At 54.6% G+C, this 22,987-nt stretch carries 28 protein-coding genes; 11 read left to right on the plus strand and 17 right to left on the minus strand.

Annotation, left to right across the window (positions count from 1 at the left end):
• Nucleotides 1–27: 27 nt before the first annotated feature.
• Nucleotides 28–1,563 (minus strand): AMP phosphorylase, encoded by a 1,536-nt coding sequence (locus TPEN_RS00460; protein ID WP_187146335.1) that lies wholly within the window; start codon nt 1,561–1,563, stop codon nt 28–30.
• Between the two features lie 101 nt (nt 1,564–1,664).
• Here TPEN_RS00460 and TPEN_RS00465 point away from each other — a divergent pair, with 101 nt between their 5' ends.
• From TPEN_RS00465 to TPEN_RS00480, 4 genes are read left to right on the plus strand one after another with little or no spacing between them, the layout of a single operon-like run.
• Nucleotides 1,665–3,509 (plus strand): aldehyde ferredoxin oxidoreductase family protein, encoded by a 1,845-nt coding sequence (locus TPEN_RS00465; protein WP_011751769.1) that lies wholly within the window; start codon nt 1,665–1,667, stop codon nt 3,507–3,509.
• Between the two features lie 2 nt (nt 3,510–3,511).
• A complete protein-coding gene (locus tag TPEN_RS00470) occupies nt 3,512–3,742 on the plus strand; it encodes a MoaD/ThiS family protein (RefSeq protein WP_011751770.1) in 231 nt (76 codons plus the stop codon).
• A 55-nt stretch (nt 3,743–3,797) separates the two neighbouring features.
• A complete protein-coding gene (locus TPEN_RS00475) occupies nt 3,798–4,208 on the plus strand; it encodes a hypothetical protein (protein ID WP_148677856.1) in 411 nt (136 codons plus the stop codon).
• A complete protein-coding gene (locus TPEN_RS00480) occupies nt 4,198–4,620 on the plus strand; it encodes a YkgJ family cysteine cluster protein (protein ID WP_011751772.1) in 423 nt (140 codons plus the stop codon). Before TPEN_RS00475 ends, TPEN_RS00480 begins: the two co-directional genes overlap by 11 nt.
• Here TPEN_RS00480 and TPEN_RS00485 read toward each other — a convergent pair.
• Together TPEN_RS00485 and TPEN_RS00490 are read right to left on the minus strand one after the other, a co-directional pair.
• Nucleotides 4,580–5,263, minus strand: coding sequence for a DUF120 domain-containing protein (locus TPEN_RS00485; protein WP_011751773.1), 684 nt, complete (start codon nt 5,261–5,263; stop codon nt 4,580–4,582). The genes TPEN_RS00480 and TPEN_RS00485 overlap by 41 nt on opposite strands.
• 53 nt (nt 5,264–5,316) lie before the next feature.
• The gene (locus TPEN_RS00490; protein ID WP_011751774.1) at nt 5,317–5,718 is read right to left on the minus strand and encodes a hypothetical protein; all 402 of its coding nucleotides are present in this window, start codon (nt 5,716–5,718) and stop codon (nt 5,317–5,319) included.
• A gap of 84 nt (nt 5,719–5,802) precedes the next feature.
• On the opposite strand from TPEN_RS00490, the gene TPEN_RS00495 reads away from it, so the two are divergent.
• Nucleotides 5,803–6,363, plus strand: coding sequence for an archaemetzincin (locus TPEN_RS00495; RefSeq protein WP_011751775.1), 561 nt, complete (start codon nt 5,803–5,805; stop codon nt 6,361–6,363).
• Nucleotides 6,364–6,368: 5 nt separating this feature from the next.
• Here TPEN_RS00495 and TPEN_RS00500 read toward each other — a convergent pair whose 3' ends face one another.
• Nucleotides 6,369–7,100, minus strand: a complete 732-nt coding sequence (locus TPEN_RS00500) for a 5-formyltetrahydrofolate cyclo-ligase (protein ID WP_011751776.1) — start codon at nt 7,098–7,100, stop codon at nt 6,369–6,371.
• A gap of 172 nt (nt 7,101–7,272) precedes the next feature.
• Between TPEN_RS00500 and TPEN_RS00505 the strand changes: the two genes are divergently transcribed.
• The gene (locus TPEN_RS00505; RefSeq protein WP_011751777.1) at nt 7,273–7,521 is read left to right on the plus strand and encodes a ribbon-helix-helix domain-containing protein; all 249 of its coding nucleotides are present in this window, start codon (nt 7,273–7,275) and stop codon (nt 7,519–7,521) included.
• A 16-nt stretch (nt 7,522–7,537) separates the two neighbouring features.
• Here TPEN_RS00505 and metG read toward each other — a convergent pair whose 3' ends face one another.
• On the minus strand, nt 7,538–7,864 hold the full coding sequence (gene metG, locus TPEN_RS00510; protein WP_245534169.1) for a methionine--tRNA ligase subunit beta: 327 nt from the start codon (nt 7,862–7,864) through the stop codon (nt 7,538–7,540).
• A 151-nt stretch (nt 7,865–8,015) separates the two neighbouring features.
• Here metG and TPEN_RS00515 point away from each other — a divergent pair, with 151 nt between their 5' ends.
• Nucleotides 8,016–8,318 carry a winged helix-turn-helix transcriptional regulator gene (locus TPEN_RS00515; RefSeq protein ID WP_011751779.1) on the plus strand — a complete coding sequence of 101 codons (303 nt, stop codon included), beginning with the start codon at nt 8,016–8,018 and terminating at the stop codon, nt 8,316–8,318.
• 12 nt (nt 8,319–8,330) lie between these two features.
• On the plus strand, nt 8,331–8,897 hold the full coding sequence (locus TPEN_RS00520; RefSeq protein WP_011751780.1) for a cysteine hydrolase family protein: 567 nt from the start codon (nt 8,331–8,333) through the stop codon (nt 8,895–8,897).
• A gap of 2 nt (nt 8,898–8,899) precedes the next feature.
• On the opposite strand, the gene xerA is transcribed toward TPEN_RS00520, so the two are convergent.
• From xerA to eno, 7 genes are all read right to left on the minus strand, one after another.
• The gene (xerA, locus tag TPEN_RS00525) at nt 8,900–9,787 is read right to left on the minus strand and encodes a site-specific tyrosine recombinase/integron integrase (protein ID WP_011751781.1); all 888 of its coding nucleotides are present in this window, start codon (nt 9,785–9,787) and stop codon (nt 8,900–8,902) included.
• A 1-nt stretch (nt 9,788) separates the two neighbouring features.
• Complete coding sequence (locus TPEN_RS00530; protein WP_011751782.1) at nt 9,789–10,256, minus strand: bifunctional nuclease family protein; 468 nt, start codon at nt 10,254–10,256, stop codon at nt 9,789–9,791.
• Nucleotides 10,253–10,912, minus strand: a complete 660-nt coding sequence (locus TPEN_RS00535; RefSeq protein WP_011751783.1) for a hypothetical protein — start codon at nt 10,910–10,912, stop codon at nt 10,253–10,255. Before TPEN_RS00535 ends, TPEN_RS00530 begins: the two co-directional genes overlap by 4 nt.
• A gap of 357 nt (nt 10,913–11,269) precedes the next feature.
• A complete protein-coding gene (locus tag TPEN_RS00540) occupies nt 11,270–11,962 on the minus strand; it encodes an acetate--CoA ligase family protein (RefSeq protein ID WP_011751784.1) in 693 nt (230 codons plus the stop codon).
• Between the two features lie 6 nt (nt 11,963–11,968).
• Complete coding sequence (locus TPEN_RS00545; protein WP_011751785.1) at nt 11,969–13,189, minus strand: DegT/DnrJ/EryC1/StrS family aminotransferase; 1,221 nt, start codon at nt 13,187–13,189, stop codon at nt 11,969–11,971.
• A 54-nt stretch (nt 13,190–13,243) separates the two neighbouring features.
• The gene (locus TPEN_RS00550) at nt 13,244–14,047 is read right to left on the minus strand and encodes an HD domain-containing protein (protein ID WP_011751786.1); all 804 of its coding nucleotides are present in this window, start codon (nt 14,045–14,047) and stop codon (nt 13,244–13,246) included.
• A gap of 92 nt (nt 14,048–14,139) precedes the next feature.
• Nucleotides 14,140–15,438, minus strand: a complete 1,299-nt coding sequence (gene eno, locus TPEN_RS00555) for a phosphopyruvate hydratase (RefSeq protein ID WP_052885362.1) — start codon at nt 15,436–15,438, stop codon at nt 14,140–14,142.
• Between the two features lie 150 nt (nt 15,439–15,588).
• On the opposite strand from eno, the gene TPEN_RS00560 reads away from it, so the two are divergent.
• A complete protein-coding gene (locus TPEN_RS00560; RefSeq protein WP_011751788.1) occupies nt 15,589–16,353 on the plus strand; it encodes a nucleotidyltransferase family protein in 765 nt (254 codons plus the stop codon).
• On the opposite strand, the gene TPEN_RS00565 is transcribed toward TPEN_RS00560, so the two are convergent.
• The 4 genes from TPEN_RS00565 to TPEN_RS00580 all read right to left on the minus strand — a co-directional run bounded on the left by TPEN_RS00565 (nt 16,271) and on the right by TPEN_RS00580 (nt 19,467).
• Nucleotides 16,271–17,470 (minus strand): NAD(P)/FAD-dependent oxidoreductase, encoded by a 1,200-nt coding sequence (locus TPEN_RS00565; protein ID WP_011751789.1) that lies wholly within the window; start codon nt 17,468–17,470, stop codon nt 16,271–16,273. The genes TPEN_RS00560 and TPEN_RS00565 overlap by 83 nt on opposite strands.
• A gap of 18 nt (nt 17,471–17,488) precedes the next feature.
• Nucleotides 17,489–17,845, minus strand: a complete 357-nt coding sequence (locus tag TPEN_RS00570) for a PadR family transcriptional regulator (protein WP_011751790.1) — start codon at nt 17,843–17,845, stop codon at nt 17,489–17,491.
• Nucleotides 17,846–17,912: 67 nt separating this feature from the next.
• Nucleotides 17,913–18,587 (minus strand): class I SAM-dependent methyltransferase, encoded by a 675-nt coding sequence (locus tag TPEN_RS00575; protein WP_052884974.1) that lies wholly within the window; start codon nt 18,585–18,587, stop codon nt 17,913–17,915.
• Entirely contained in the window at nt 18,559–19,467 is a 909-nt protein-coding gene (locus TPEN_RS00580) for a polyprenyl synthetase family protein (protein ID WP_011751792.1), read from the minus strand. Before TPEN_RS00580 ends, TPEN_RS00575 begins: the two co-directional genes overlap by 29 nt.
• Nucleotides 19,468–19,523: 56 nt before the next feature.
• On the opposite strand from TPEN_RS00580, the gene TPEN_RS00585 reads away from it, so the two are divergent.
• Nucleotides 19,524–20,354 carry a TatD family hydrolase gene (locus TPEN_RS00585; protein ID WP_011751793.1) on the plus strand — a complete coding sequence of 277 codons (831 nt, stop codon included), beginning with the start codon at nt 19,524–19,526 and terminating at the stop codon, nt 20,352–20,354.
• 39 nt (nt 20,355–20,393) lie between these two features.
• A complete protein-coding gene (locus TPEN_RS00590; RefSeq protein ID WP_011751794.1) occupies nt 20,394–21,872 on the plus strand; it encodes an acetyl-CoA carboxylase biotin carboxylase subunit in 1,479 nt (492 codons plus the stop codon).
• On the opposite strand, the gene speE is transcribed toward TPEN_RS00590, so the two are convergent.
• Nucleotides 21,869–22,783: a polyamine aminopropyltransferase gene (gene speE / locus TPEN_RS00595; protein WP_011751795.1), complete on the minus strand. Its 915-nt coding sequence runs from the start codon at nt 22,781–22,783 to the stop codon at nt 21,869–21,871. The genes TPEN_RS00590 and speE overlap by 4 nt on opposite strands.
• Nucleotides 22,784–22,987 lie beyond the last annotated feature (204 nt).

A 22,987-nucleotide genomic window follows, 5' to 3' on the forward strand; every position in this document is an offset into this window, starting at 1 on the left:
CTAGTAGCCGCATGCTAAAAAGCTTGCTCATCTCTCCAATACCAGCTGTCTCGGAGGCTGGTACTGAATCCTCTCTAAGAGCATTCTCCTGCCGGCAGTCCGCCCTACAAGCACCGGCTTAGAGTCTTCGAGGATTCTTTCCACCGCTTGAAGCTTCGCCGAGCTCGAAGAGTAGACTGTAAGCAGGGGGTCTCCCTTCCTGACCTTCTCGCCCAGCTTGACGTGGATGTATACCCCGGCGCCCTTGTCTATCGGTGCCCCGGCAATCTTACCTATGTTCGCCAGCAACGAGTTGTCGATGTAGTATACGAAGCCGTCCTCCTCCGAGTACAGTGTGTACGTCTTGTCTCCCAGCGGTATCTCTTCGGGGGTAACGTCTGGGTCTCCGCCCTGGGCCTCGATTATCTCCCGGAGCTTCTTCTCGGCCTTCCCCGTTCTCAGAGCTTCCATAGCCGTTTCGTAACCGTTCTCCACCCCCACCATTTCCAGGAGAGTGCCCGCCAGGCTCGCCGCTTTGTCGACGAGGTCCCCCGGCCGTAGCTCTCGCAACGCGATTAAAGCTTCACGAGCTTCGAGAGCTGGACCTATCGCGTGCCCAATGGGCTCCTCCGCGTACGTCGCTACTGCTTGCAGGTTCATGCCGAACATCCTGGCTATTTCGAAGAAACTTTGAGAGATTCTCTTCGCCTCTTCTAGCGTCTTCACCTTCGTACCCCTACCTGTGGGCACGTCTAAAACGACGTGCGTAGACCCTACTGCAAGCTTCTTTGCGAGGATGGACGGGATGTAGAAGGGGTCTATCCCGAGGGGGTACTCGACCCTAATTATGATGTCGTCAGCAGGGGCTAGGTTCAGGGCTCCTCCCCAGACGAGGCACGCATTCGTCTTCTCGACTATTCTCTCGATTTCATCTATCGACAGGTTGACCGGCGCCAGCACCTCCATTCTATCGGCCGTCCCGGCGGCGGAGGTTATGGCCCTCGAGGAGGTCTTAGGAATTGTGAAGCCCAGGGAAGCTATTATCGGTACTACGAGGAGGCTCGTCTTATCCCCGGGAACACCGCCAAGGCTGTGCTTGTCGAGTATAGGCTTCCTTTTAAGCCTTAACCTCTGCCCCGTCTCGACCATTGAGAGCGTAAAGGAGTATATCTCAGACGGGGTCATCCCCTGGAAATGTACCGCGGTCACGAAGGCTGCGAGCTCGAGCTCGCTCAGCTTTCCATCCACTATGTCCTTTACTACCTGGTATATCTCGTCGGATTCGAGGCTCAAGCCCTGTAGTTTCTTCCTTATTGCCTGCAGGGATGCCGGCGGACTTGTGGCCTCTACTTCGACCTCGTCTCCGTCCGATATCCCCAGCGCTTTCGCTATGTTTACGTAGACTCCCACGTGTTCGTGGGAAAACTCTTTCGCTATGTTAGCTATCGCTACCACGGTTTTCCCGTTGAAACGTACAAGTACTCTGTCGCTAGGCCTCACGTCGAGTTTCTTCGCCACGCTCTGATCGAGCACGACTGTGTAGTGGGCAGACTCGAACGGAAGGATCCTCGTTTTGAGCTTCATCCAGACCACCTCGAAGACGGGGACCATAAATGGCGCAGAACTTCTACTTTAACTTTTTCTTAAAAGAATTTAAATAACCCCCAGGAGTCTTATTAACATGTATGGCGGCGAAGGGCTGGTGGGGAAGGGTACTGTGGGTTGACCTCTCCCGGAAGTCTACAAAGGTGCAGGAGCTGGACGGCGGAATACTGTTAAGTCACGTAGGGGGCAGGGGTCTCGCTGTGCGCCTACTGTGGGATTACACAAGCCCGGGGGTGGACCCCCTCTCCCCGGAGAACCTGCTGGTTTTCTCCGCGGGGCCGATAACAGCCCTACCTGGGCCAAGCACAGGTAAGCTCGTAGTCGCGTCGAAGAGCCCGTTAACGCACGGCTACGGCGACGGAAACTTGGGTACGAGAGCGGCCGTCATGCTTAGATGGGCCGGATACGACGCCGTTGTGTTCAAGGGCAAGTCCCCGAAGCCCGTCTACGTTTACGTAGAGAACGAGAAGGTAGAGTTCCTCGACGCCGACGATCTATGGGGCCTTGACACCTTCTCGGCGGAAAAGAGGCTCCTGGAGCGCCACGGGAAAGACGCGGGCGTCCTGCTCATCGGGCCCTCCGGAGAGAGAATGGTCAAGATGGCTACCGTGGTCTCCCAGAGCGGTAGGAGCGGGGGTAGACCTGGTATAGGAGCTGTCATGGGTAGCAAGAACTTGAAGGCTGTCGTGTTTCGCGGCGACAAGATGCCCGAGGTCGCTGAGCAGTCGCTGTTAAGGAAGACCGCGGCGGAAGCTTACGCGTCCGCGAAGAGCAAGCCTCCCTACTCCTTCTGGATGAGGCAGGGGACGATGGCAACTATCCAGTGGTCTCAGGAAAACAGTGTTCTCCCCACGTTTAACTTTAGTGAAGGAGTATTCGACGAGAGTAGCGGGATTGACGGCTTCGCTATGGAGAGGCTGAAGGTTTCCCAGCGTGGATGCCCGAACTGTAACTCTATCTGCGGCAACGTTATCCTCGACGACGAAGGAGCGGAGTCGGAGCTGGACTACGAGAATGTAGCCATGCTGGGCTCGAACATAGGGCTGGGCGACCTGCGTAAAGTGGCGCGTCTAAATAGGCTAGCGGATATGTGGGGCATCGATACGATCGGGCTTGGCTCAGCGCTAGGCTTCGCGATAGAGGCTTCTCAAAGGGGCTTGCTGAAGGACAGGATAGAGTGGGGAGATTTCGACAAAATACTGGAGCTTTCCCGGGAAATATCCCTCGGAGAGGGCCCCGTAGGAAGCGTGCTATCAGAGGGCGTCGAGCATGCATCCAAGGTTCTGGGATGCGAGGAGTGCGCCGTACACGTCAAAGGGCTAAGCGTAAGCGCTTACGACTGCCACGCCGCCCCAGGAATGGCTCTATCGTACGGTGTGAGCAGTGTCGGCGCCCACCACAAGGACGCGTGGGTAATATCCTGGGAAGTTGCACATGGCAGGTTCGAGTACTCGAAGGCGAAGGCCAAGAGGGTGTACGAGCTACAGAGGATACGCGGAGGCTTCTTCGAAAACCTAGTGGCATGCCGCCTACCGTGGGTGGAGCTAGGGCTCGAGCTAGACTGGTACGTGAAGCTGTTCAACTACGCTACTGGGCTCTCCTGGACTCTCGACGACCACCTAAAGGTGGCGGACCGCACTATAACGCTTATAAGGAGCTACTGGGTGCGGGAGTACCTCGCGGAAGGCAGGCGTTGGGGTAGGCAACTGGACTACCCGCCCTTAAAGTGGTTTACGAAGCCGTATACCCGCGGACCGCTGAAAGGCGCTAGGCTTGATCCTCAGAAGTACGACGAGCTCCTCGGAAACTACTACGAGCTCGTAGGATGGGATCACCGTGGCGTTCCGCGCGCGTCGACGCTGGAGAGGCTCGGACTTTCCTACGTGAGGACAGAGCTACAGAGAATGACTGAGCTCACGAACTAAGCATGTCTGTAAGGATAATTTTTTACGGCTTCCTCATAGACGTGGCGAAAGCCAGGGAGCTGACAGTCGGGGTCGAGAAGCCGACAAGGCTCGAAGAAATCCTGGGAGAAGGCTTCCTCGCGAAGAGCGGAAAGGACCTTGTAGTGCTAGTCAACGACTTACCGGCTACCCTCGATACTTACGTAAGGCCGGGAGACGTTGTGAAAATCCTCCCTCACATAGGCGGAGGGTAGAGGCGGCCTAGCGAAAAATAGCAAAGTTTACTTGTTTTTCCGGTACGAGACAGTCGTGGAGACTTGCGTGAATGCTTCCTTCCTAGGGTCCCTGCTGAAAGTCCTATACAACCGGTTAACGCTGACTAAGGGGCAGATCGCACTGGCGAGTAGGCTGCTGGCTAGCGAGGTCTTCGGGCCCGCCCCAGAAAGCAAGCTCACGGTAATCGACGCGGCAAGTAAAGCCCTAAGCTACCTAGGGTTGAGAGCAGAGGTGAGCATAGAGAAGGGAGTTCTCACTGTGAGCCTGCCTTGCCCTGCCACTGAGTGCGTCTTAAGGGAGATATGCCCCGTCCCCTACTTCGTAGCCGCATCGGTAGATCTACTTAGCGGAGTGAAGTGCTACCCGGTGCAGGGAGGCAACGGCACGGTGGTATCACTATCGGACGGTAAGTGCACCTTTAAGCTGAGGGTATATGAGGTATAGGCTTACACCTTCAATAGTTCGCGGGTGGCTCTACTGCAGAGTATGCGGTAGGTGCTGCGAGAATACGGAGATGATACTACTCGAAGAGGATGTCGAGAGGATTTCGAGCTACACCGGCCTACGCGCCGAGGACTTCGCCGAGCGCCTTGGCGGCAGATTCAAACTAAAGAACGTTAACGGGAAGTGCGTGTTCTTCGACGCGGAGAAGGGGTCTTGCACAATTTACCCCGTGCGCCCTATAGGTTGTAGCCTGTACCCCGTCGTGGTAGACGAGTACGAAGGGTTAACTGTAGACGAGTACTGCCCCCTCTCAAAGCTCGTGGGAAGCTACGAGAAAGAGAAGGCAGGCGCGGTTCTAAGGGCTCTTTACCCTAAACTGGGATTACAACCTCCACCTTATCGCCGTCCTTGAGGCGCAGCTCGTCCCGCAACCTTACCGGGGCTATCAGCTCGAGAATCTCGTCTCCGTGCTTCGTTTTATCTATGTCCAGCGCGGCTCCGCTCACGGTTACTCCGTTCGCCATGATCATCGCCTTGTAAACGGTTACCCCGCAGGACTCTCTTCCTTCATCCAACCTGAAACCTTCAATCCTAAAGCCGACCCTCTTCTCCCTGAGAGCTCTCCTCAAGTACACGTCCTCGTCTACGAGCTTTATGTTGAGAGTGCCGGGGTAAGGCTCGTAGCCCAGTACCTCTTTAAACGCCTCGACGTACCTCGGTATGCCCATGTAGATCGCCCCTTCCCCCAAGCCTGGGACGACGTACCCTCTAAGCGTGAGGAAGGTGGAGGAGTCGATAGTCCTTTTTAGGTCGTCGTACACCCTTCTAAGCAGGGCGCGCCCTCTCTCGGTAACCACGTAGAAAACCATCCTCCCGTGAACCCTTCTCTCAATGTAGCCCTCTTCTTCTGCTGCTTCGACGAGCTTCTTAAACCTCCACGGCGTTAGCCCCAGAGTCTTCAGGATTTCTATCCTGCTCAGTCTTCGGGGAGCGACGAGACACCCCCTCTTCGCCATCTCGAGTAGTAGCGGGAATACCTCGTAGTCTTTCGACATAGCCCGACACAGAACACCACGCTGTCTTCGTTAATAATGTTTTAGTTCAAACGTTAAGGAGAGCCCGCCATGATGACTACATAGCCCCTCTTCTCGGAGTACACCTTTAATGCGAAGATTACGGCCATAACGGCGTAGGCGTAAAGCTCCACACGTGTCTCCGCGTAGTTAAACAGAGCGTTAATAAGGGCGGCGAGCCCTACAGTCGAAGGTGCAAGTGCAAAGAGGTACGCGCCTCTCCCCTGAAGGCTCGGAAGCACCCCCCGTATCACCTTTAGTAGGAGGGCACCCGTAAAGTACACCGCCGCCGCTACCGGTGGAAGTTTCAACGCTTCGCCTACTCCCAGCAACGCGGCGGTAAAGGCTACGATGTACGACGCTAGCAACACATAGATAGCCTTCTCCGCGAGACCGAGGGCAAGATCTAGGAGGTCTTCTAATTCAAGGCTCGCCATACCTACACTCCACTCTAACCGCCTGGCCTTTTAGACCTTAAAAAATATCTACCTTGATGTAGACGTGCTTATTACAGTGGTCGCATGGCTGAATACCTCGTAAGGCTTTACCCGGTAAACATTGCCCCGGAGAGAGTCGAATGGCTTAAAGAGCAGTTGACGAGAATCTTCAACGCTGAAGTACTCGTCGACACGAAAACAGTGGGCTTTGGAACTGTGCTGAGATTCTTCGACGAAGAGCGGGATCAGGTAAACGCAGAGTACCTCTTAGAGGAGCTGAAGAACAGGATAGGAGTTACACCGAGCCAGAGAGCGCTCGTAGTGATAGGCGCCGACGGCTATGTCGAGGGGTTAAACTTCGTTTTCGGTGTAGCAAACGATGGTTGGGGCGGAATAGTCTTCACGGAGCGGCTTAACCCCGAGTTTTACGGAGAACAGTTTTCCGAGGAGCTCTTCAGGGCCAGGCTCTTGAAAGAGGCTATCCACGAGCTCGGGCATAGCTTCGGGCTGGGACACTGTAGGCAGAATTGCGTGATGAGGTTTAGCAACTCGGTCTACGATGTCGACAGTAAACCTCCCTTCTTCTGCAAGAGATGTAGCGCGGCGATAAGCAGGTACTACCCGGGCCTCCTAAGGATTATCTAGCCCTACTAGATGCCGAAAAGCCTCCTGAGTATAGGCGTCGACTTTATGAAGTCGATAGGCAGCATCTCCCATATTACGCCGGGAGGCTTCCGATGCTTCCTCTCGACGGTGATCAGCCTGTACGGAGAAGCTATGTAGTCAATAGGCACGTCGTGCATGAGCATGGGTATAGGCTCTTCGAGTATCTGTAAGTCGTGAACCAGCGTGGCTACGGGGGTAGACTCAGCGACCGCGTACATTTCGCGTAGAAGTGCGTACTCGAGGTCGTGCATCCCGTCCCCCCTCCCGAGACGCGCGCCGTCCGTGTTCACGGCCACGCTACCAAGGACGACTAAGTCTATTTTGAGGCCTTCGAGTAGTGTAATTCTGTCTCCCTTGGTGACCGCTCCTTTTACTGACGAAGCGAGCCTTACATCTCCGGGCTCCAGCTCGTCTGGACGGACTATAACATAGCCTTTTAGGCCCGGAATGGAAACAACGAGCGTCTTGCCGCGCCTCAACGTTTCCTCGCGTAGAAGCCTTGTTGACGTATCAGGTGTTGAATACACTACGCGCGCGTTCCTGTATACGTCTGTCTTTATTAGGCGCTGCGTCGCACTATGAATACCCACGAAGCTCGGTATCTTGCCGTAACAAGGTCTCGGCGATATAGCCACTTCCATGCGTTCAAGCTTGCTCCAGACGCTTCTCCTAAGCTCAGCCTTCCTTTGTTGAACGCTATCCTCTACTCTGGACATCTAGGCTCAAATTATCCAGGCGTTCGGGTAAAAATTAAAGTTGCGCCGCGTACTCGTCCCCGGCAGGCTAAGCTTTGCTTGGCGAGTAGTTCTCGTGGTGAAAATTTGTCCTACAAACATCTACGAGGAGTAATTAGAACAGGATATTAACTTCCGAGGCCTATACTACGTCGTGACGCAGAGACCCGAGCTTAGTAAGAGCTTTTACATTACGGAGCGAGGGGACTACACATCGGTCACGAAGATCGTGAGCGTAAAGCTTCCCGTGGGGCTCATCGACGCGCTCGACGAGCTCATACAGAAAGGGTACTTCCAGAACAGGAGCGACGCGATACGCGAAGCTATCCGAAAACTCCTCACGAACTACAGGGAGCTCGACAGCCGCAAAATAAGCAGTGGCTTAATGGTAGGGTTAAGGTAAATTTTTCGTATACTTTTTAAGAAACCTTCGCCCCTACTTTTACTTCTTTTTCTGGTACGAGTAGTACGGGCTTACCGTCTTCCACCGCTGCCAGCAACATTCCCTGCGATACAAAACCCATTATTGTTTTAGGTTGGAGGTTTGCAAGCACGGCAACTTCCTTTCCTACAAGCTCCTCCGGCTTGTAGTAAGGTGCTAGCCCGGCAACTATTTGCCTCTGCTCGGTGCCCAGGTCGACTTTTAGCAACAGCAACTTGTCGCTACGCTTTATTGGTTCAGCAGAGAGTATCCTCCCGATGCGGATGTCTAGCCGCTGAAACTCGCTTATTGTTATCTGCGACATACAGTATCTTTCGTAACCCATAGAATATTAACGTAACGCGCATGCGACTCCTGCGGCAAGGCTTATGGGAAGGCTCCTGGCGCAGGATTTCCTAGAACGCGTACTTAATGTTTATTTCCAGGTTTAGTTTGTAGAGTGATGGGGGTACAGAATGGTTGGAAAGCAAAGCTTTGACAGGAAAGTAATCTTTACGGAGGCGGACCTAATACTCTTATCCCTGTTGAACGGCGAGAAGAAGATCAGCGATTTGCGGCAAGCAGCGAGCCTATCCACGACGTCTATCTACAACAATATCAACAAGCTGTTGGAGTGGGGGTTAATAGAGGACGACAGGGTTGGAAGCCCTGGAAACAGGATTATAAGGCTAACGGAGAAGGGGCTAAGAGTTGCAAGGATACTGAAGATGCTTGAAGACGAGCTTACACCTAAGGTTGTCGAGCTAAAACCGGAATAAGGGGGTGGGCATATGCCCAAGTACGCGGTGCTAGTAATAGACATGCTAGAAGAATTCGTGAGAGGGCGTCTACGCGCGGAGAACGCCGAGAAAATAGTGAAGCCTATAAAACGACTGATAGACTTTGCCCACGAGACAGGCATACCCGTTATACACGCAGTGGATCAGCACTACCCGGACGTAGACTTCGAGTTCAGGCTTTGGGGTGCTCACGCGGTAAGAGGAGCTGCTGAGTCGAAAATCGTCGAGGAGCTTGCACCCTCCGAGAAAGACTTCGTGGTACCGAAACGTAGGTATGACGCCTTCATGTTTACAGACCTCGACATGCTCCTCCGAGAGCTCGGGGTCACGACGCTCATAGTCACGGGTATCCATACACACATATGCGTGCAACAGACAGTACTGGGGGCCTTCTATCGCGGGTACTCCGTCATCGTACCGCTGGAGTGCGTCGCCGCCTTTAACGATACGTGGCACAAGATAGGGCTAGACTACATGAAGAACTACGCTAATGCCACGCTTATGAACCTAGACGAACTGCTAGAGAAGCTCTCACGCGAAGTGCACACGAAGCAATAAGCCTAGGACTGCTCCTTAGCGCTACGCGGGTCTAGCAGGGAGCTCCAAACCCTTTCGTAGTCCCTCTTCAGCCTTTCACGCGAGACGTGCGCATACACCTGCGTGGTGTTCAAGTTCGAGTGCCCCAGCAGCTCCTGTATCTCTCGAATATCCAGGCCGGCCGCCAGGCTTAGGGTCGCGAAGGAGTGCCTCAGAGTGTGAGGCGTGACTTTCTTCTCGATCCCCGCCTTCTCCTTTAGGCGCTTCAACACGCGTTCAACGGTGGTGTAGTGGATGTGCTCGGCTGTCTCCGAGGGAAAGAGCCACTCAGAGTTAAGGCCCTTCATATAGCTCCTCAAGAGGTCGGCTACGTAGTCCGGGAAGTATACTAGCCTCTCCTTGGACCCCTTCCCTCTAACGCGGAGCGTCCTCTTTTCGAGGTCTACGTCGCTGACTCTTAGCGATACGAGCTCGCTGACGCGGAGACCCGTCGTGAAGAGTAGCAGGACTATTAGCTTGTCTCTCAGGTTCTCCGCGGCGTTCACCATTCTGAAGACTTCCTCCGCCTCGAGGTACCTTGGAAGCCTCTTTTCGCGCTTGGGCAGCTCGAAGCCGGCAATGTTGCCTCCAAGCCCCAAGAACTCCAGAAAGCGCTTCACGGCGACCGCCGCGGTGTATATGCTGTCCTTTTTCCAGCCTTTTCTCCTTAGATGCGCGAGGAAGAAGTCCACGTCGTACACCGTTACCTGCGATACGTGCCTGTCCCCCAGGAAGCGAACGAATTCTTCGAGGATGCTTTTAAAGCTCTTGATCGTTTTCTCCGAGCGGTTCCTCGCTACTAGGTGAGAAATGTAGAGATCTATTAACTCGTCGTTACTCCTTTCAGCGAAGGGAGCTTTCACACTGGACATACTATATTCCTAGCTCCTCTAGCCTTCTAGCGTGCTTCTCCAGGTGGGCTGCGACGTAGATCGGCGAGCCTGTCCTCACGGCTATCGCTATCCCGTCGCTCGGACGGGAATCCACGTTTATCTCTTCCACCTTCCCGTTCACCGTTCTTTTAAGGTAAATGGTGGCCGTGTAGACGCTGTTGTTTAGAAGGGCGTCTATCGAGACTTTCTCGACCTCTACCCCGAGAGCGTCGAGAATAGACACTATGAGGTCGTGAGTCATAGGTCTCTCGTACTTTACCCCCATGAGAGCGCTTTGAATCGCGAGCCCCTCGTTTTCCCCTATGATTATAGGTAAAGCCTTATCCTTCCACTCAGCCGTCTCCAAGAGCAACAGGTATGCTGTTTGCTCGCCCTCAGGCTGGGGAACCTTGATAGGGTAGAGGCCCGCTATGTCGGCCTTGTAGTACTTTACTTCCTCCTCGCTCAAACGTTTTCACCCCGCTGGCTCTCGAAGAAGAGAGGGTTTAGCCTGACAACGACAAGGTTGCCTTTGAACGCGCTTAGCTCTTTTACTCTCTTCGCTATCTCGCTAATTATGAAGGCGGGATTCTCGCTAAGGAACTTCGCGGCTTTTTCGGGTTCCTCGGAGGAGGCCACCTTGAAGAAAACCTCCTTAACAACAGTTTCGGCGAGCAAGTTTGTAAAGCATACCTCCCCGTGCCTTACAAGGGAGCCTATCGCGTACCTTTTAGCCCACTCGTAGAGTTTACTCACCTTTGGAAGTAGCGCTTGCACCTTGTTTTCCACTTCGCTCGCAAGCTTCGACTCCTCTTCCTCCTTCAAAGCCAGCTTGACTCTCTGGCGCCACTTCCAAGCCCATACCTCAAACCACTCTGAGAGAGTTTTGTCCAGCTCCATCTCGTTGTTGAGGTACATGTCACGCAGTATCATTAAGACTGCGCCCTCGTAGCCCTCTTCGAAGATAACGTCTCTCTCAACGGCTATGTAGTTCAGGAAATCGGCGTATGCAACCTCCAGCATGTACTCTGCCTCTTGCTCGGACAAGTTGCCAAAGCTCCTGTAGAGATACACTCGCAGGAGCGCACGGTACTGCTTTTCCAGCTCGCCGCTCATCCAGTCCATTAAGCCCCACTTCACGCCTAACTCTGGTTTAGAGATTACGCCGCTCGCGCCTAAAAGCTTAACGCGCGCGACATCAAAGGGCTCTCGGGCATGCGACTCACTCGTTTATGCACATGCTTTGTTCAGTACCCGTTCCCCCGCGTACACTCCGTTCTTTTTCACAACGAGCCGTTCCGCGCTCCTCGGGCCTCACGCGGAAATAGTCAAGGAAGTCTTCATGTACCTCCTAGATCCTCTCTTGTATAAGTGGAGCGCGTCAGTTGCGAGAAGACTCTTCACGAGGTTCAAGAGACCGTCGTTTCATCATCCACGAAGTTTTCTCTGCGATCGCTATTTAACTCTTCCGCTTCCCAAGGGTTATAGCAGGGTGAAACGCGCGTCCGCGATCTTCACCCATTCCGACGACACGAATGTTGGGTTGAGGTCCATTTCCTTCACGTACTTAGCGATATCGGCGAACATGCGCGACGCCTTGCTGAGAACCTCTGAGAGAGCATCTATGTTCGCCTTTGGAATCCCCCGGTAACCCTCGAGGATTTGGTAGCCTTTTATCCTCGTTATCAGGTCGCGCGCCTCCTGAGGTGTTATCGGGGCTATGTCGAAGGCTACGTCTCGAAGTATCTCTACAAGCACTCCTCCGAGGCCGAACGCTATCACGGGCCCGAACTGCTCGTCCTTCAATCCGCCAATGATGACTTCGTGAGCGTTGGAGACCTGTTCCTGGACGATGAAGCCGTTAATCCTCGCGTTCGGGTTCTTCGCTTTCACGCTTCTCTTAATATCCTCGATAGCCTTAACAAGCTCCTCGCGCGACTTAATACCCGTCTTCACGCCCCCGTACTCCGTCTTGTGAACTATGTCCGGGGAGTCCACCTTTACTACGACGGGATAGCTCAACCCCAGAGCTTCAGGGACCTCCTCGTCGACCCCGATGAACCTGTAGCCCAGGAGCGGTAACCCGTAGTACTCGCACACAGCGAAAGCCTCTCCGAGGGACAGGTTCTTCCTGTTCTCGCTAAGCGCCTTCTCGAATATCTCCTCGACTGACATCTGCCCTCAACGCTTATAGTATAGCAGGACTTTCTTTAAAGCCTTTGCTGTATCGATTGCGTCCTCCTCGTCCATACCGGCGAGAGTCGGCAGCGTTATAACGCTTCTCGCCGCCATCTCCGCCTTGGGGGCTAACCCCTTCCTGTAACTTACGCTACCCCCGTAGAACGGGCATTTCCATGGGCACCCCTTGCCGTACCCGATCATCCTCTGGAAGAGCGGGTTCTCGTAAATGACCCTCGGGTAGGCGACGAGTGCGAGCACGTTCTCCGCTCTGAGGGCTTCGAGGACCCTGTCCCTGTCGACCCTTAGCTTCTCGAGGTTCAAAAGAACCTGGAAGATATGCCACGTATGCTTCACGTACGGCCTCACCTTCGGCAGTAATACCAGGTCCCCGTCGAGTCCTTGTAGCTCGTCGAGGTACACCTTGGCTATCCTCGCCCGGTTCTCGTTGAGCTGGTCTACTCTCTCCAGTTGCCCCAGCCCCAGGGCTCCCTGAAGCTCCGTCATTCTGTAGTTCCACCCGAGGATAGAGTGGTAGTACTTCGCCTCCTGCCCCTGGTCTACGAACATTCTAGCATAGGCGTATACGTCGTCTCTGTTGGTCGTAACCATGCCCCCCTCTCCGGTCGTCATGTTCTTCGTCTGGTAGAAGCTGAAGGCGCCGACGTCCCCTATGCCGCCGACCTTTCTACCCCTGTACTCGCTCCCTATAGCCTGGGCGCAGTCCTCTATGACGTACAAGCCGTGCTCCCGGGCTATCTTCAGTATCTCGTCCATCTCCGCCGGGTAGCCAGCGAGGTGCACAACGAGAATCGCCTTCGTCCTGCTAGTTATCTTGTCCACGATGGTCTCCGGGTCCAGGTTTAGGCTTTCCAGCTCTATGTCTCCAAACACGGGAATAGCGTTGTGGTGCAGTATCGCCGTCGCCGTTGCTACAAAGCTGAAGGGAGTTGTAATAACCTCGTCGCCTGGCCCTATGCCGAGGCTAGCTACCGCCGTGTGCAGGGCGGCAGTCCCGTTTATCGTTGCTACGGCATGCCTGACGCCAACGTACCTTGCGAACTCTTCTTCGAACCTTTTCACGTAGCTACCGGAAGAGTATACAAGCCTACCGGAGGACAAGGCGTCCAGCACAAGACTCTTCTCGCGCTCCGTGAAGGTCGGGTAGTACTCCTTAAACTTTTCCCGGACGGGCTTTCCGCCCTCGATAGCAGGTATTTCCATGGACCTTCACAGTTGCCTGAGACTTTCTCTTATTTACCCTTTTCCATGAAAGTTTCACGTGAGCGAGGCTACCTTCCTTCCGGAACCGTCGAATATGTCTATCCTAACCATTCCTTTCAGCTTGCTACTCTCGAGCTTCGGTAGAAGTACTCTTTCGACCTGGAAGAAACCTGCCATGTCGCCCATGTAGACCTCTACCACTATCGGGACCTGCTCGCTACACGTAAGCTCTACGCGTTTAACGTTGAGCGCAGAGAGTGAGTGCATGTCTATCTTGCCGAGCTTGTAGGAGAGCCTAGCCCTCCCCTCCGACATGTCCAGGCCGTCTGCCAGCTTGACTATACTCGCCTCCACGGTTAGAGGTTTCGTGTTCATCTCCGTCGAGAAGATAGCCGAGAGAACCTCCTGCCTGAGGAAAACCCTTCTCCTAGTCTCCATCTCGGGGAACGTGTACCTCAACGCCCTATCCACTATGTCCTTTGCGAGAAGACTCCCCGTGGCCTCGTGGTACTCCCTGTGTATAGAGTTGCCTATGTCGTGGAGGTAGCTCGCGGCAACGAGTATGAACTTCACTTCGTCGAGGCTTCTCGCCGTGCCGTGCTTCAGGGACGAAAGCTCCACGCTACTCCTCGTGAGCATGCTCAGTATTTCCAGCGAGGTCCCGGCTACTATTCTCGCGTGGACGGGGCCGTGGTCGTTGTAGCCGAGCCTCTGCACAGCGTTTATATTGCTCATCTCGAGGAGCGCGGCTACCTCTTCATCGCTTTCGAGGTAGTCTACTAGGCGCGCCACGAAAGCGTCGGCTTTCTTCCACTTCTCGATGATGCTTTTCGAGACTAGAGTCTTCCCTTCGCACATTGCGAACCTTTTAACTGCTCACAGCGAAAGAAAAACGTTTCGTTTCAAGCTTCTACGACGCGCTGAACCCGTCTACCGCCGAGCTTTGCGGGCTAAAGCGTTCTCTTGTAGGCTTTGAATGCTTTGATGCCCGGGTACCTCGCCCTCCCGCCCAGGTATTCCTCTATCCTCAGCAACTCGTTGTACTTCGCGTTTCGCTCGCTCCGCGCCGGTGCACCAGTCTTTATCTGTCCGGCGTTCAAGGCCACGGCTATGTGCGATATCGTGACGTCCTCTGTTTCACCGCTCCTGTGGCTAACGATCACGGAGTAGTTGTTCTCCAGAGCCATTCTTGCCGCGCTGAGAGCCTCGGTCAACGTTCCTATCTGGTTTACCTTGAGCAGGAGAGCGTTCGCCGCTCCCGCCTCGATCCCCCTTCTAAGCCTCTCCACGTTCGTCACGAAGAGGTCGTCGCCAACCACCTGTATCTTCAGAGACCTCGTTACCTCTGCAAAGCCTTCGAAGTCCTCCTCGTACAAGGGGTCCTCTATGGAGACTATCGGATACTCTTCTACGAGGGACTCGTAGAACTCGATGAGCTTCTCCCGCGTCAGCTCGGCCCCGTCTATCGCGTAGACGCCCCTCTTCTCGTCGTAAAACTCTGATGCTGCTGCGTCTAACGCGAGAACAACGTCTCTCCCCGGCTCGTAACCCGCATTCTTCACCGCGTGGATCAGCGCGTCCAGCGCCTCGCGCGTACGACTCATTGGCGGTGCAAAGCCCCCCTCGTCCCCGACGTTGATAGCGCTGACTCCGTACTTCTCCTTGAGGTAGCCCCTCAGCGAATGGTAGACCTCGCTACCTATAGCTAAAGCCTCCGAGAACGAACTAGCACCCACGGGAACTATCAGGAACTCCTGGATCTTTAGCTCGTTCCCGGCGTGTTTACCACCGTTTATGATGTTCATTAGGGGTACCGGGAGCGTGGACGCAAGGGCGCCGCCGAGATACTGAAACAGCGGGAGCCCGTACGTGTCCGCCGCAGCATGCGCGACTGCCAGCGAGACGGAGAGAATGGCGTTCGCCCCAAGCCTAGACTTGTTGGGTGTCCCGTCGAGGCTTATCATCTTCGAGTCTATTTCCTCCTGCTTCCTGCTATCCTCCCCCAAAATCTCCGGGGCTATGATCTTGTTCACGTTTTCGACCGCCTTGCTAACCCCTTTCCCGTGGAACCTCTTGCCGCCGTCCCGAAGCTCCAGCGCTTCATGAGTCCCTGTGGAGGCACCTGAAGGTACTATCGCGGACCCGTAGCCCCCTGCAAAGGTGCGCACTTCTGCCTCCACGGTGGGGTTTCCGCGAGAATCCAGCACCCATCTGGCCTTGACGTGCGTTATCGAAAACTCGTCTTCCATGTTGTACCGCATGGTCATCGCTTATCCCCGTGTAAGCTCGTATTTACGAGGAATCTATTAACTTTTGTTATTTATCAACGAGTTGTCATTTTACCGTGGAGGATAGAGGTAAAGCATAAATGCTCCCAAAGGTACGCTAGACCGATAAGCATGCCTCAGAACTTCGGCGTAGTTCTCTGTGGGGGAGAGGGGAAGAGGCTTAGACCTCTCACCTACTATTTTCAGAAGGCGATGATCCCCGTAGGTACGCAGCAAAAACCGCTCCTCGAGTACATCGTTAGGCTACTAGCGTATCACGGGCTACGCAGGATAATACTGTTAGTCGGGTACAAGGGGCAACAGATAGTGAACTATTTCAACAGCGGCGAGAGGTACGGCGTTAACATCAGCTACGTGTGGGACGACCCAAACTACGGCGGGAACGGGGGCGCGCTCTTCAACGCCTACGTCAGAGGCTTCTTCGAAGGGTCAGACAACATACTAGTGTACTATGGGGACATCCTGTCCGACATTAATCTCTCGGATTTTCTATCGTTCCACGAGAGAGGACAGTACGCTGCGACCCTCGCTCTCTCGCCTAACTACAGGGTGGCGGTGGGAGTCGCGGAGCTAGACGGAGACAGAGTGGTTAAGCTGGTCGAGAAGCCCCCTCTAGGTAAGCCCGTGACTATAGGCGTTGTCGCGATACGAACGAAGGCGCTCGAGTATCTCCGGGAGCTAGTCGAGGAGAAGAGGGAGGTAGACATAATGGGAGACTTCATCAGGGTTCTACTCGAGCGTGGGCTCAAGGTTGGCGGCTACCTCACTAACTCTTTCTGGTTCGACTTAGGCACTACGGAGGCTTACGAGAAGCTTGACCCCGTGGAGGTCGATAGGAGGTTTTCCTTCCTATTCCAATCTCGAGAATCCCCTTAATAGGCGTTTTCTCCCCTTTCAGTATCTTCTCTAAGAGGAACCTCGGGAAGAGAGCCGTTAGCACTGCTACGTGGTCGAAGTGTTCGTAGAGAAAGTCTACCAGCACGCGGTAGGCACGCCCTATCGAGAGTACCTGCCCTATCTCCCTCCAGGACCTCTCGTCGTAGATCCCGGGGTTCCCCAGCCAGACGCTCTCCGCCGCGAGAATCCCTAGAGCCATCGCTGTGAATATCCCGCCCCCGTTAATGGGGTTAACCGCCCCCAAAGAGTCACCGGCGAAAAGCACTTTCCCCGTCGAAGGCTCCGAGTAGAAGCCGCTTACGGGGATCATCCTAGAGCGAGGCTCTTCGAGCTGCCTGGAGGAGTCTAGGAAGCCCCGCCTTTCCAGCTCCACGAAGCTGGTGAGAGCCTTTAAGGGGTTAGCCCCTTTCTTCACGTAGTTGAAGCGCAGACCTATGCCGACGTTCGATAAGCCGTCTCCAACCGGTATTATCCATGCGTAACCTCCTTGGGTAAAGCTGGAAGCGTACATGAAGATGGTATCTCTGGGCATGCTCGGAGTCTCCATCTTCAGGTTGACCCCCACGGCGTAGTCCTCCGGTTGCAGGCCTGCTGGGAGTCCTAGAAGTCTCCTCGTAGCTGAAGGAAAACCATCCGCGGCTATCACGTAGCTCGCCGAGAACTCTTTACCCCTCCTCGTCTTCACCAGGTAGGCGTCTCCGACGCGCCTGATTCCAACAACGTCGCTACCCGTTACGTAGTCAGACCCCTCGATCAGCTTGCTCACCATCTCCTTTCTACTCACTGTGAATCCTGGGATTTCGAGGTTGTAAGTCTTCCCGCCGGCAAAGCTGAGTATGATTCTGCGTATAGCGTTCGTACGCCTAGCCAGCCCTATGTACTCGTAGGCTTTTCTCACAGAGGGAAACCTGGAGATGAACTCTATCGCGGAGGGCTCTGGAAGGAACTCTCCGCAGACAGCCGGCTCTTCTGGAGCCTTCTTCCTCTCGATACCTACAGCCTTGATCCCCAGTTCCTGTAGTCTCTTGAGAGCCGCCGCCCCGGCGGGTCCTAGCCCTATCACTACTGCCTCGTACCTTCCCTCTATAAGGCCCACCCGCGTGCCTACACTACCTTAAGGGAGACAGACCTTCTCCCTACCGAGCACCCTGATAGCCGTCTGTATAACGTTGAGAGACTTCTCCAGTATCTCCTTCAGGAACTCGTAACCCTGCGGAGTAAGCGAGTAGACTTTCTTGTCACGGCTCCCCGCCTCCCTAGACGTTACAAGGCCAGCGTTTTCAAGGTTTCGGAGAAATGGGTATATCTGCGATGGTCCAATGGGTGCTTCGATCATCTGTTCCAGCGTTCGCATAAGCTCGTAGCCATGCTTCTCGCCTTCCGCCAGCAGTATGAGAGTGTAGAGCTTAATGACTGTGTTCACCCGGATTTTTTCGCGTTTAAGCCTGACTTCCTTAGAGTTTTGAGCCATGGTTAGTCCTGGAGGGTATCAAGCATAACTATATATAAATGCTTTACTACACTGCTCGATAGGCTTTTTACCCACGAGGATTTACTGGCAGGTATACGATGGCCAGAGAGCCAAACCCCTTGCTAACGAGCACCTTTCCGCCCATCCTTTCAAAGAGAGAGGCTCTGGGCATGATCCTAATTGTTGGGTATAGGAGCCTCCACCCCTTGCCTTTACCCCTAGATACTAGGAACGCGAGTAGAGGCGCGATGAACAAGACATAGGCGTAGAGGAAGGGCCTAAACCACGTGGAGGGGTTGAAAATCTCCACTATAAACACGCCTATTCTAGAAGCTCTCTTCATCTCAGAGAGCCCTCTAGGTTTGTCCAAGAAGTCCCTGAAGCTGAACATCGCGGTGGAGAACTCTACGCTTTTACTGCGTAGCGGGAGGTACTCCGCGATAGCCTTCACTACGTGTAGTCTGGGATCGCTCTCTGACCCTTTACGTGCGAGGGGGTCGACGCACACTACTTCCTGGGCGTTTTCCAGCAAGGGTAGCGAGTAGTAACCGTCGCCACAGCCCACATCCAGTACCCTGCCCCTAGCGAGGTTATAGACTATGCCTCTAAGCTTTCTGTCGAGCCCCAGGCTCATCGCGAAGTTAGTCGGCGAGTAGACTCCACTCTCGAAAAGCTTGTCCAGCGTTTCCAAAACCTTGCTCCACAGCTTGCCTTCAAGTCCTCTGAAACTTTCCGACCCCATGTTTCCCACTAGTTATCGCCCTAACAACCCTTGCTACGTGTTCCCCGGCCTCCCTCGCGAATGCATTCATGCTGGCATACGCGAAGTCTACAAGCGAGCTTTCAAGCTGTCCAGAGACCTCGACGAGCATGCCGAAGTACCTGCCGGCAAGCCCCTCCACGTACTCCGCTAGGCTACCCGAGCTCCTGGAGGCTTCTCTCAGCAACAGCCTCGTGCTACCGCTGTCCACTACCCCCCTTTCCGCGTCCGAGAAGTCATCGAGAACTTGGTACAAGAGCCCGAAAAACCTGCCGTACACCCTCCCGCTCTCTACGATGTCGCGCCTCCCGATTGCTATAAGCGGCAACGTGCACGAAGCCTCAAAAACGGCCGCCGTCTTGTATTCTATGAGCTTCTCGTAGCCTACAGGCACCTCTCTACCTCTGAGTATCCTAGTGTCCCAGAGCTGGCCCAGGGCGGATCTCCTCCAGGCGTTCATACTCTCCTTTACCGCTTCGACGCCGGCATCCGCGACGAGAGATATGGCAACGGGCATCAGTACGTGTGGCACTGTTATTGCATCTTCAAGTCCATACTTGCTCCAGAAACTAGGTCTACCCCTCCTGGTCGGAGAGGCATCGGCTATGTCGTCGTGCACTAAGCTTGCCGCGTGCATCAACTCGACAGCGAGAGCTATCGGCAAGACTTTCTCGACCTGCGCTGTAAACATGCTAGCAACTAACAGTGAGAGTGTTCCGCGAAGCATTTTCCCGCCGAAGAGCGCGTAGCTAGCCTCCTCGACTATCTCCGGGAAAAGCTCCTTGACCCTGTCGCCCGAGTATCGGGTGAGCAAACCCCCGAGGTAAGCTATCCTGTCCTCTATACTCGCCAATGAAGCCATACCCCGATCCTCTGCTTCGACAAAACTATTAAAGCTTACCCGCGATACCCTAACACATGATAGACGCCCACTGTCACCTCACGTATCCAGGCCTGAAAGAAAGAGTTGAAAACGTGCTGGCAGAGGCGAGGAGAGCATTGAAGGCTGTCGTGACTTCGGGTCTTCCATACGACGCCGAAAAGAGCCCCGGCTTCCCAGGAGCCAAGGAGGCTCTAGCGCTTTCGGAGAGGTATAGGGGCTTCGTATTCGTTACTCTAGGGCTCCACCCCACGCAGGTGCCCGAGATGAGCGATGAAGAGGTAGCCGAGTACATTAACTTCATCGAGGAAAACAGAGACAGAATAGTGGGGATAGGCGAGATCGGCTTGGACAAGTACTGGTTGTCGAGCGAGGATGACCTGAAGAGGGCGAGGGAAGTCTTCTTGTCCTTGCTTGAAGTAGCGGAGAAACTCGGAAAGCCCGTTGTTATTCACAGCAGGAAAGCCGAGGAGGAGGCCGTGGAGATTCTCAGTAGCTACAGCTTGGACGGCAGGGTGCTCCTACACTCTTTCACCGGGAACATGACTACGGCGAAAAAGGCGCTGGACATGGGCTACTTCTTCTCCATAAACTACAAGGTTACGAATACGAAGAGCATGCGTAAAATAGCCAAGACGTTCCCCCTCGAAAGCATACTCACGGAGACGGATTCGCCCTTCCTTTCGCACGAAGCAGGCGTGAACACGCCCCTGCAGGTACGGCTAATACTGGAGGAGATTTCTAGGCTCAGAGGGCTGGGCTTTGAGGAGGTAGACGCAATTACGACAAGAAACGCAGTTTCTTTTTTCGGTTTAGAGAAGCAAACCTCAGAGAGAACCTCCGATAAAAGCTTACCGCGCGACACCTAGCGACAGAAATTTTACCCTACGACAGCCTCTTAAAGAGGTATGGGCGAGATAAGAAAGCTCCTGGTAGCCAATAGAGGTGAGATAGCCGTCAGGATCTTCAGGACAGCGAGGGATCTAGGCATAAAGACCGTGGCTGTTTACAGCGATGCGGACAAATTGTCTCTGCACAGGCTTCTCGCGGACGAGAGCTACTACCTCGGCCCACCCGAGCCCGCGAAGAGCTACTTAAACGCGGAGAGGATAGTTAAGATAGCGGTAAGCGCCGGTGCAGACGCGGTTCACCCGGGTTACGGTTTCCTCTCGCAGAACCCCTCCTTCGCCCGCATGGTGATAGAGGAGGGACTTATATGGGTCGGGCCGAAACCGGAGACAATGAAGCTCGTCGGGGACAAGCTCGGGGCCAGGAAGTTCTTCTCGAGTAAAGGCATACCGGTCGTGCCCGGGGCCTTCGAAGCCGTAGACTTCAATAGCGCTCTGAGCATTGCGGAGGAGATAGGCTTCCCGGTTATCGTTAAGCCTGCGGGCGGCGGGGGAGGGATTGGGATGTTCGTCGCCCACACACCCGAAGACCTGGAGAAAAACCTGGAGAAAGCTAGGCAACTAGCAGGCTCGGCGTTCGCGAGGACAGAGGTGTACGTCGAGAAGTACTTCCCAAGGGCGAAGCACATAGAGGTGCAGATCCTGGGCGATAAGCGGGGAAGGGTGGTACACCTGTTCGAAAGGGAGTGTAGCGTCCAGAGGAGATACCAGAAAGTGGTGGAAGAAGCTCCCTCTCCCTCGCTGACCCAGGAGGAGAGAGAGAAGCTGCTGAGCGCCGCGGTGAAGGCGGCTGAGGCGTGCGGGTACGAGAATGCCGGTACCTTTGAGTTCCTCTTCGACGTTGAGAGCAGAAACTTCTACTTCCTAGAGGTAAACTCGCGCATTCAAGTCGAGCACCCCGTCACGGAGCTCGTAACGGGGCTAGACATCGTCAAGCTACAGCTGACGGTCGCCGAGGGAGGCGAGATACCGTTTAGACAAGGCGAAGTGCAGCTTAGGGGGCACGCGATAGAGGCTAGGGTGTACGCCGAAGATCCCTCTTCGGGCTTCATACCCTCCCCAGGAAGGATCACCTACCTTCGGGAACCCGCGGGGCCATGGGTGCGTGTAGATTCGGGAGTCTACGAGGGGTTCGAGGTTCCCCCGTTCTACGACCCCCTGCTAATGAAAGTGGTCTCCTGGGGTCAGGACAGGGAGGAGGCCAGGACGCGCCTCCTAAGGGCTTTAAACGAGCTGAGAATATCCGGTGTCAAACACAATAAGTACCTCATAGTACGGGTACTTGAAGATGCTCGTTTCCGCGATGCATCCTACACAACCCGCCTCTTGGAGGACCCGGCGTTTTACGAGAACCTCTTAAGCGAGGATCCGGCGCCCGACGCTGAGCGGCGTATTGTGCAGGCTCAAGAAGGCGGAGAAAAAGGGGAGCGTACAAGGATTAACGCTTGGAGAGTACTGGCGCGTATACATCCAGGCTAGATCTCTATTTGGAGGGGGTTATCCCTCGTGGAGATCTGCGTGTACTTCTGCATCTCCTCCCTTATGTACTTGGGTATGTGGAAGAGGTAGTAGAAGGTCTCCAGGTCGAGGTACCTGAGGTCTAAGCTTTGAAGCCTCCTGCTTATCTCCTCCTTGTCGATCTTCAAGGGGTCTCTACCCTTGGAGCCGAGCGCAAAGCCCCACTCGCTGTAAAACGTTGCGACGAAGACCTTGTACGGCCTAGCGACCGGAAAAACGCTAGCAACCGTGTTATTGATAACGGAGAAAGCTTTAACGTTGTACCTCGTCGAGGTGGCCTGTGTAACCATGACGCCCTGAGGCGTAAGCTTATCGTATATCGTTTCGTAGAACTCCTTCGTGTAGAGGTGCACCCCGGGAGTGCCGCTAACAGGGTCTGTAAGATCCAGTATTATAACGTCGAACCGCTCGCTCGTTTCTTCCACAAACTTCTTGCCGTCCATGAATAGTAACTCAACCCTCGGGTCATCGAAGCTGGACCGGTGCCACTTCCACATATACCTCTTAACGATCTCGACTAGCTCTTCGTCGATGTCCACCATTACGGCCCTCTTAACCGACGGGTGCTTGAGAACCTCCCTGAGGGTAGCCCCTTCCCCTCCACCTATTACTAGGACTTTCTCCGGGTGGGGATGCGTCAGCATAGCCGGGTGCACGAGGGATTCGTGGTAGACGAACTCGTCGTACTCCGAGCTCTGCGCGTAACCGTCGAGGAATAATGTGAGCCCGAAGGACCCTGTCTCCGCGAGCGTTACTCTTTGGTACTTCGTCCTTCCGTCGTATATTATCCTCTTTATCCCGTGAACATGAGCCTCCAGCGAACTAAGCCACTCGGTATACCAGAGCACACCGAAGCCTTGTTCCTCTGCCATATTCGAACAGGCGATTCCACAGCACCCAGACTTATTAATCTTCGCGCGCGAGAGAACGGTAGCGGTCGGTTGTCCTAGCCCTCAGCACGTTTCAGCAGTTCCAGCGGTCGTCATTCCAAAGTTTATTCTGCGGTGCCCGCTTATTAAGGTCGCGCGTTGCAGGCTGACGTACGAGGTTACATCGGAAGAATGAGAAAGGATAGG

It is taken from the genome of Thermofilum pendens Hrk 5 (genome assembly GCF_000015225.1).
Classification (GTDB): Archaea; Thermoproteota; Thermoprotei; order Thermofilales; family Thermofilaceae; genus Thermofilum; species Thermofilum pendens.

Coding starts and splice junctions, on each gene's coding strand:
- TPEN_RS00460 (WP_187146335.1), bottom strand. CDS start 1,563: ATGAAGCTCAAAACGAGGATCCTTCCGTTCGAGTCTGCCCACTACACA.
- TPEN_RS00465 (WP_011751769.1), top strand. CDS start 1,665: ATGGCGGCGAAGGGCTGGTGGGGAAGGGTACTGTGGGTTGACCTCTCC.
- TPEN_RS00470 (WP_011751770.1), top strand. CDS start 3,512: ATGTCTGTAAGGATAATTTTTTACGGCTTCCTCATAGACGTGGCGAAA.
- TPEN_RS00480 (WP_011751772.1), top strand. CDS start 4,198: ATGAGGTATAGGCTTACACCTTCAATAGTTCGCGGGTGGCTCTACTGC.
- TPEN_RS00485 (WP_011751773.1), bottom strand. CDS start 5,263: ATGTCGAAAGACTACGAGGTATTCCCGCTACTACTCGAGATGGCGAAG.
- TPEN_RS00490 (WP_011751774.1), bottom strand. CDS start 5,718: ATGGCGAGCCTTGAATTAGAAGACCTCCTAGATCTTGCCCTCGGTCTC.
- TPEN_RS00495 (WP_011751775.1), top strand. CDS start 5,803: ATGGCTGAATACCTCGTAAGGCTTTACCCGGTAAACATTGCCCCGGAG.
- TPEN_RS00500 (WP_011751776.1), bottom strand. CDS start 7,100: ATGTCCAGAGTAGAGGATAGCGTTCAACAAAGGAAGGCTGAGCTTAGG.
- metG (WP_245534169.1), bottom strand. CDS start 7,864: ATGTCGCAGATAACAATAAGCGAGTTTCAGCGGCTAGACATCCGCATC.
- TPEN_RS00515 (WP_011751779.1), top strand. CDS start 8,016: ATGGTTGGAAAGCAAAGCTTTGACAGGAAAGTAATCTTTACGGAGGCG.
- TPEN_RS00520 (WP_011751780.1), top strand. CDS start 8,331: ATGCCCAAGTACGCGGTGCTAGTAATAGACATGCTAGAAGAATTCGTG.
- xerA (WP_011751781.1), bottom strand. CDS start 9,787: ATGTCCAGTGTGAAAGCTCCCTTCGCTGAAAGGAGTAACGACGAGTTA.
- TPEN_RS00535 (WP_011751783.1), bottom strand. CDS start 10,912: ATGGACTGGATGAGCGGCGAGCTGGAAAAGCAGTACCGTGCGCTCCTG.
- TPEN_RS00540 (WP_011751784.1), bottom strand. CDS start 11,962: ATGTCAGTCGAGGAGATATTCGAGAAGGCGCTTAGCGAGAACAGGAAG.
- TPEN_RS00545 (WP_011751785.1), bottom strand. CDS start 13,189: ATGGAAATACCTGCTATCGAGGGCGGAAAGCCCGTCCGGGAAAAGTTT.
- TPEN_RS00550 (WP_011751786.1), bottom strand. CDS start 14,047: ATGTGCGAAGGGAAGACTCTAGTCTCGAAAAGCATCATCGAGAAGTGG.
- eno (WP_052885362.1), bottom strand. CDS start 15,438: ATGGAAGACGAGTTTTCGATAACGCACGTCAAGGCCAGATGGGTGCTG.
- TPEN_RS00560 (WP_011751788.1), top strand. CDS start 15,589: ATGCCTCAGAACTTCGGCGTAGTTCTCTGTGGGGGAGAGGGGAAGAGG.
- TPEN_RS00570 (WP_011751790.1), bottom strand. CDS start 17,845: ATGGCTCAAAACTCTAAGGAAGTCAGGCTTAAACGCGAAAAAATCCGG.
- TPEN_RS00575 (WP_052884974.1), bottom strand. CDS start 18,587: ATGGGGTCGGAAAGTTTCAGAGGACTTGAAGGCAAGCTGTGGAGCAAG.
- TPEN_RS00580 (WP_011751792.1), bottom strand. CDS start 19,467: ATGGCTTCATTGGCGAGTATAGAGGACAGGATAGCTTACCTCGGGGGT.
- TPEN_RS00585 (WP_011751793.1), top strand. CDS start 19,524: ATGATAGACGCCCACTGTCACCTCACGTATCCAGGCCTGAAAGAAAGA.
- TPEN_RS00590 (WP_011751794.1), top strand. CDS start 20,394: ATGGGCGAGATAAGAAAGCTCCTGGTAGCCAATAGAGGTGAGATAGCC.
- speE (WP_011751795.1), bottom strand. CDS start 22,783: ATGGCAGAGGAACAAGGCTTCGGTGTGCTCTGGTATACCGAGTGGCTT.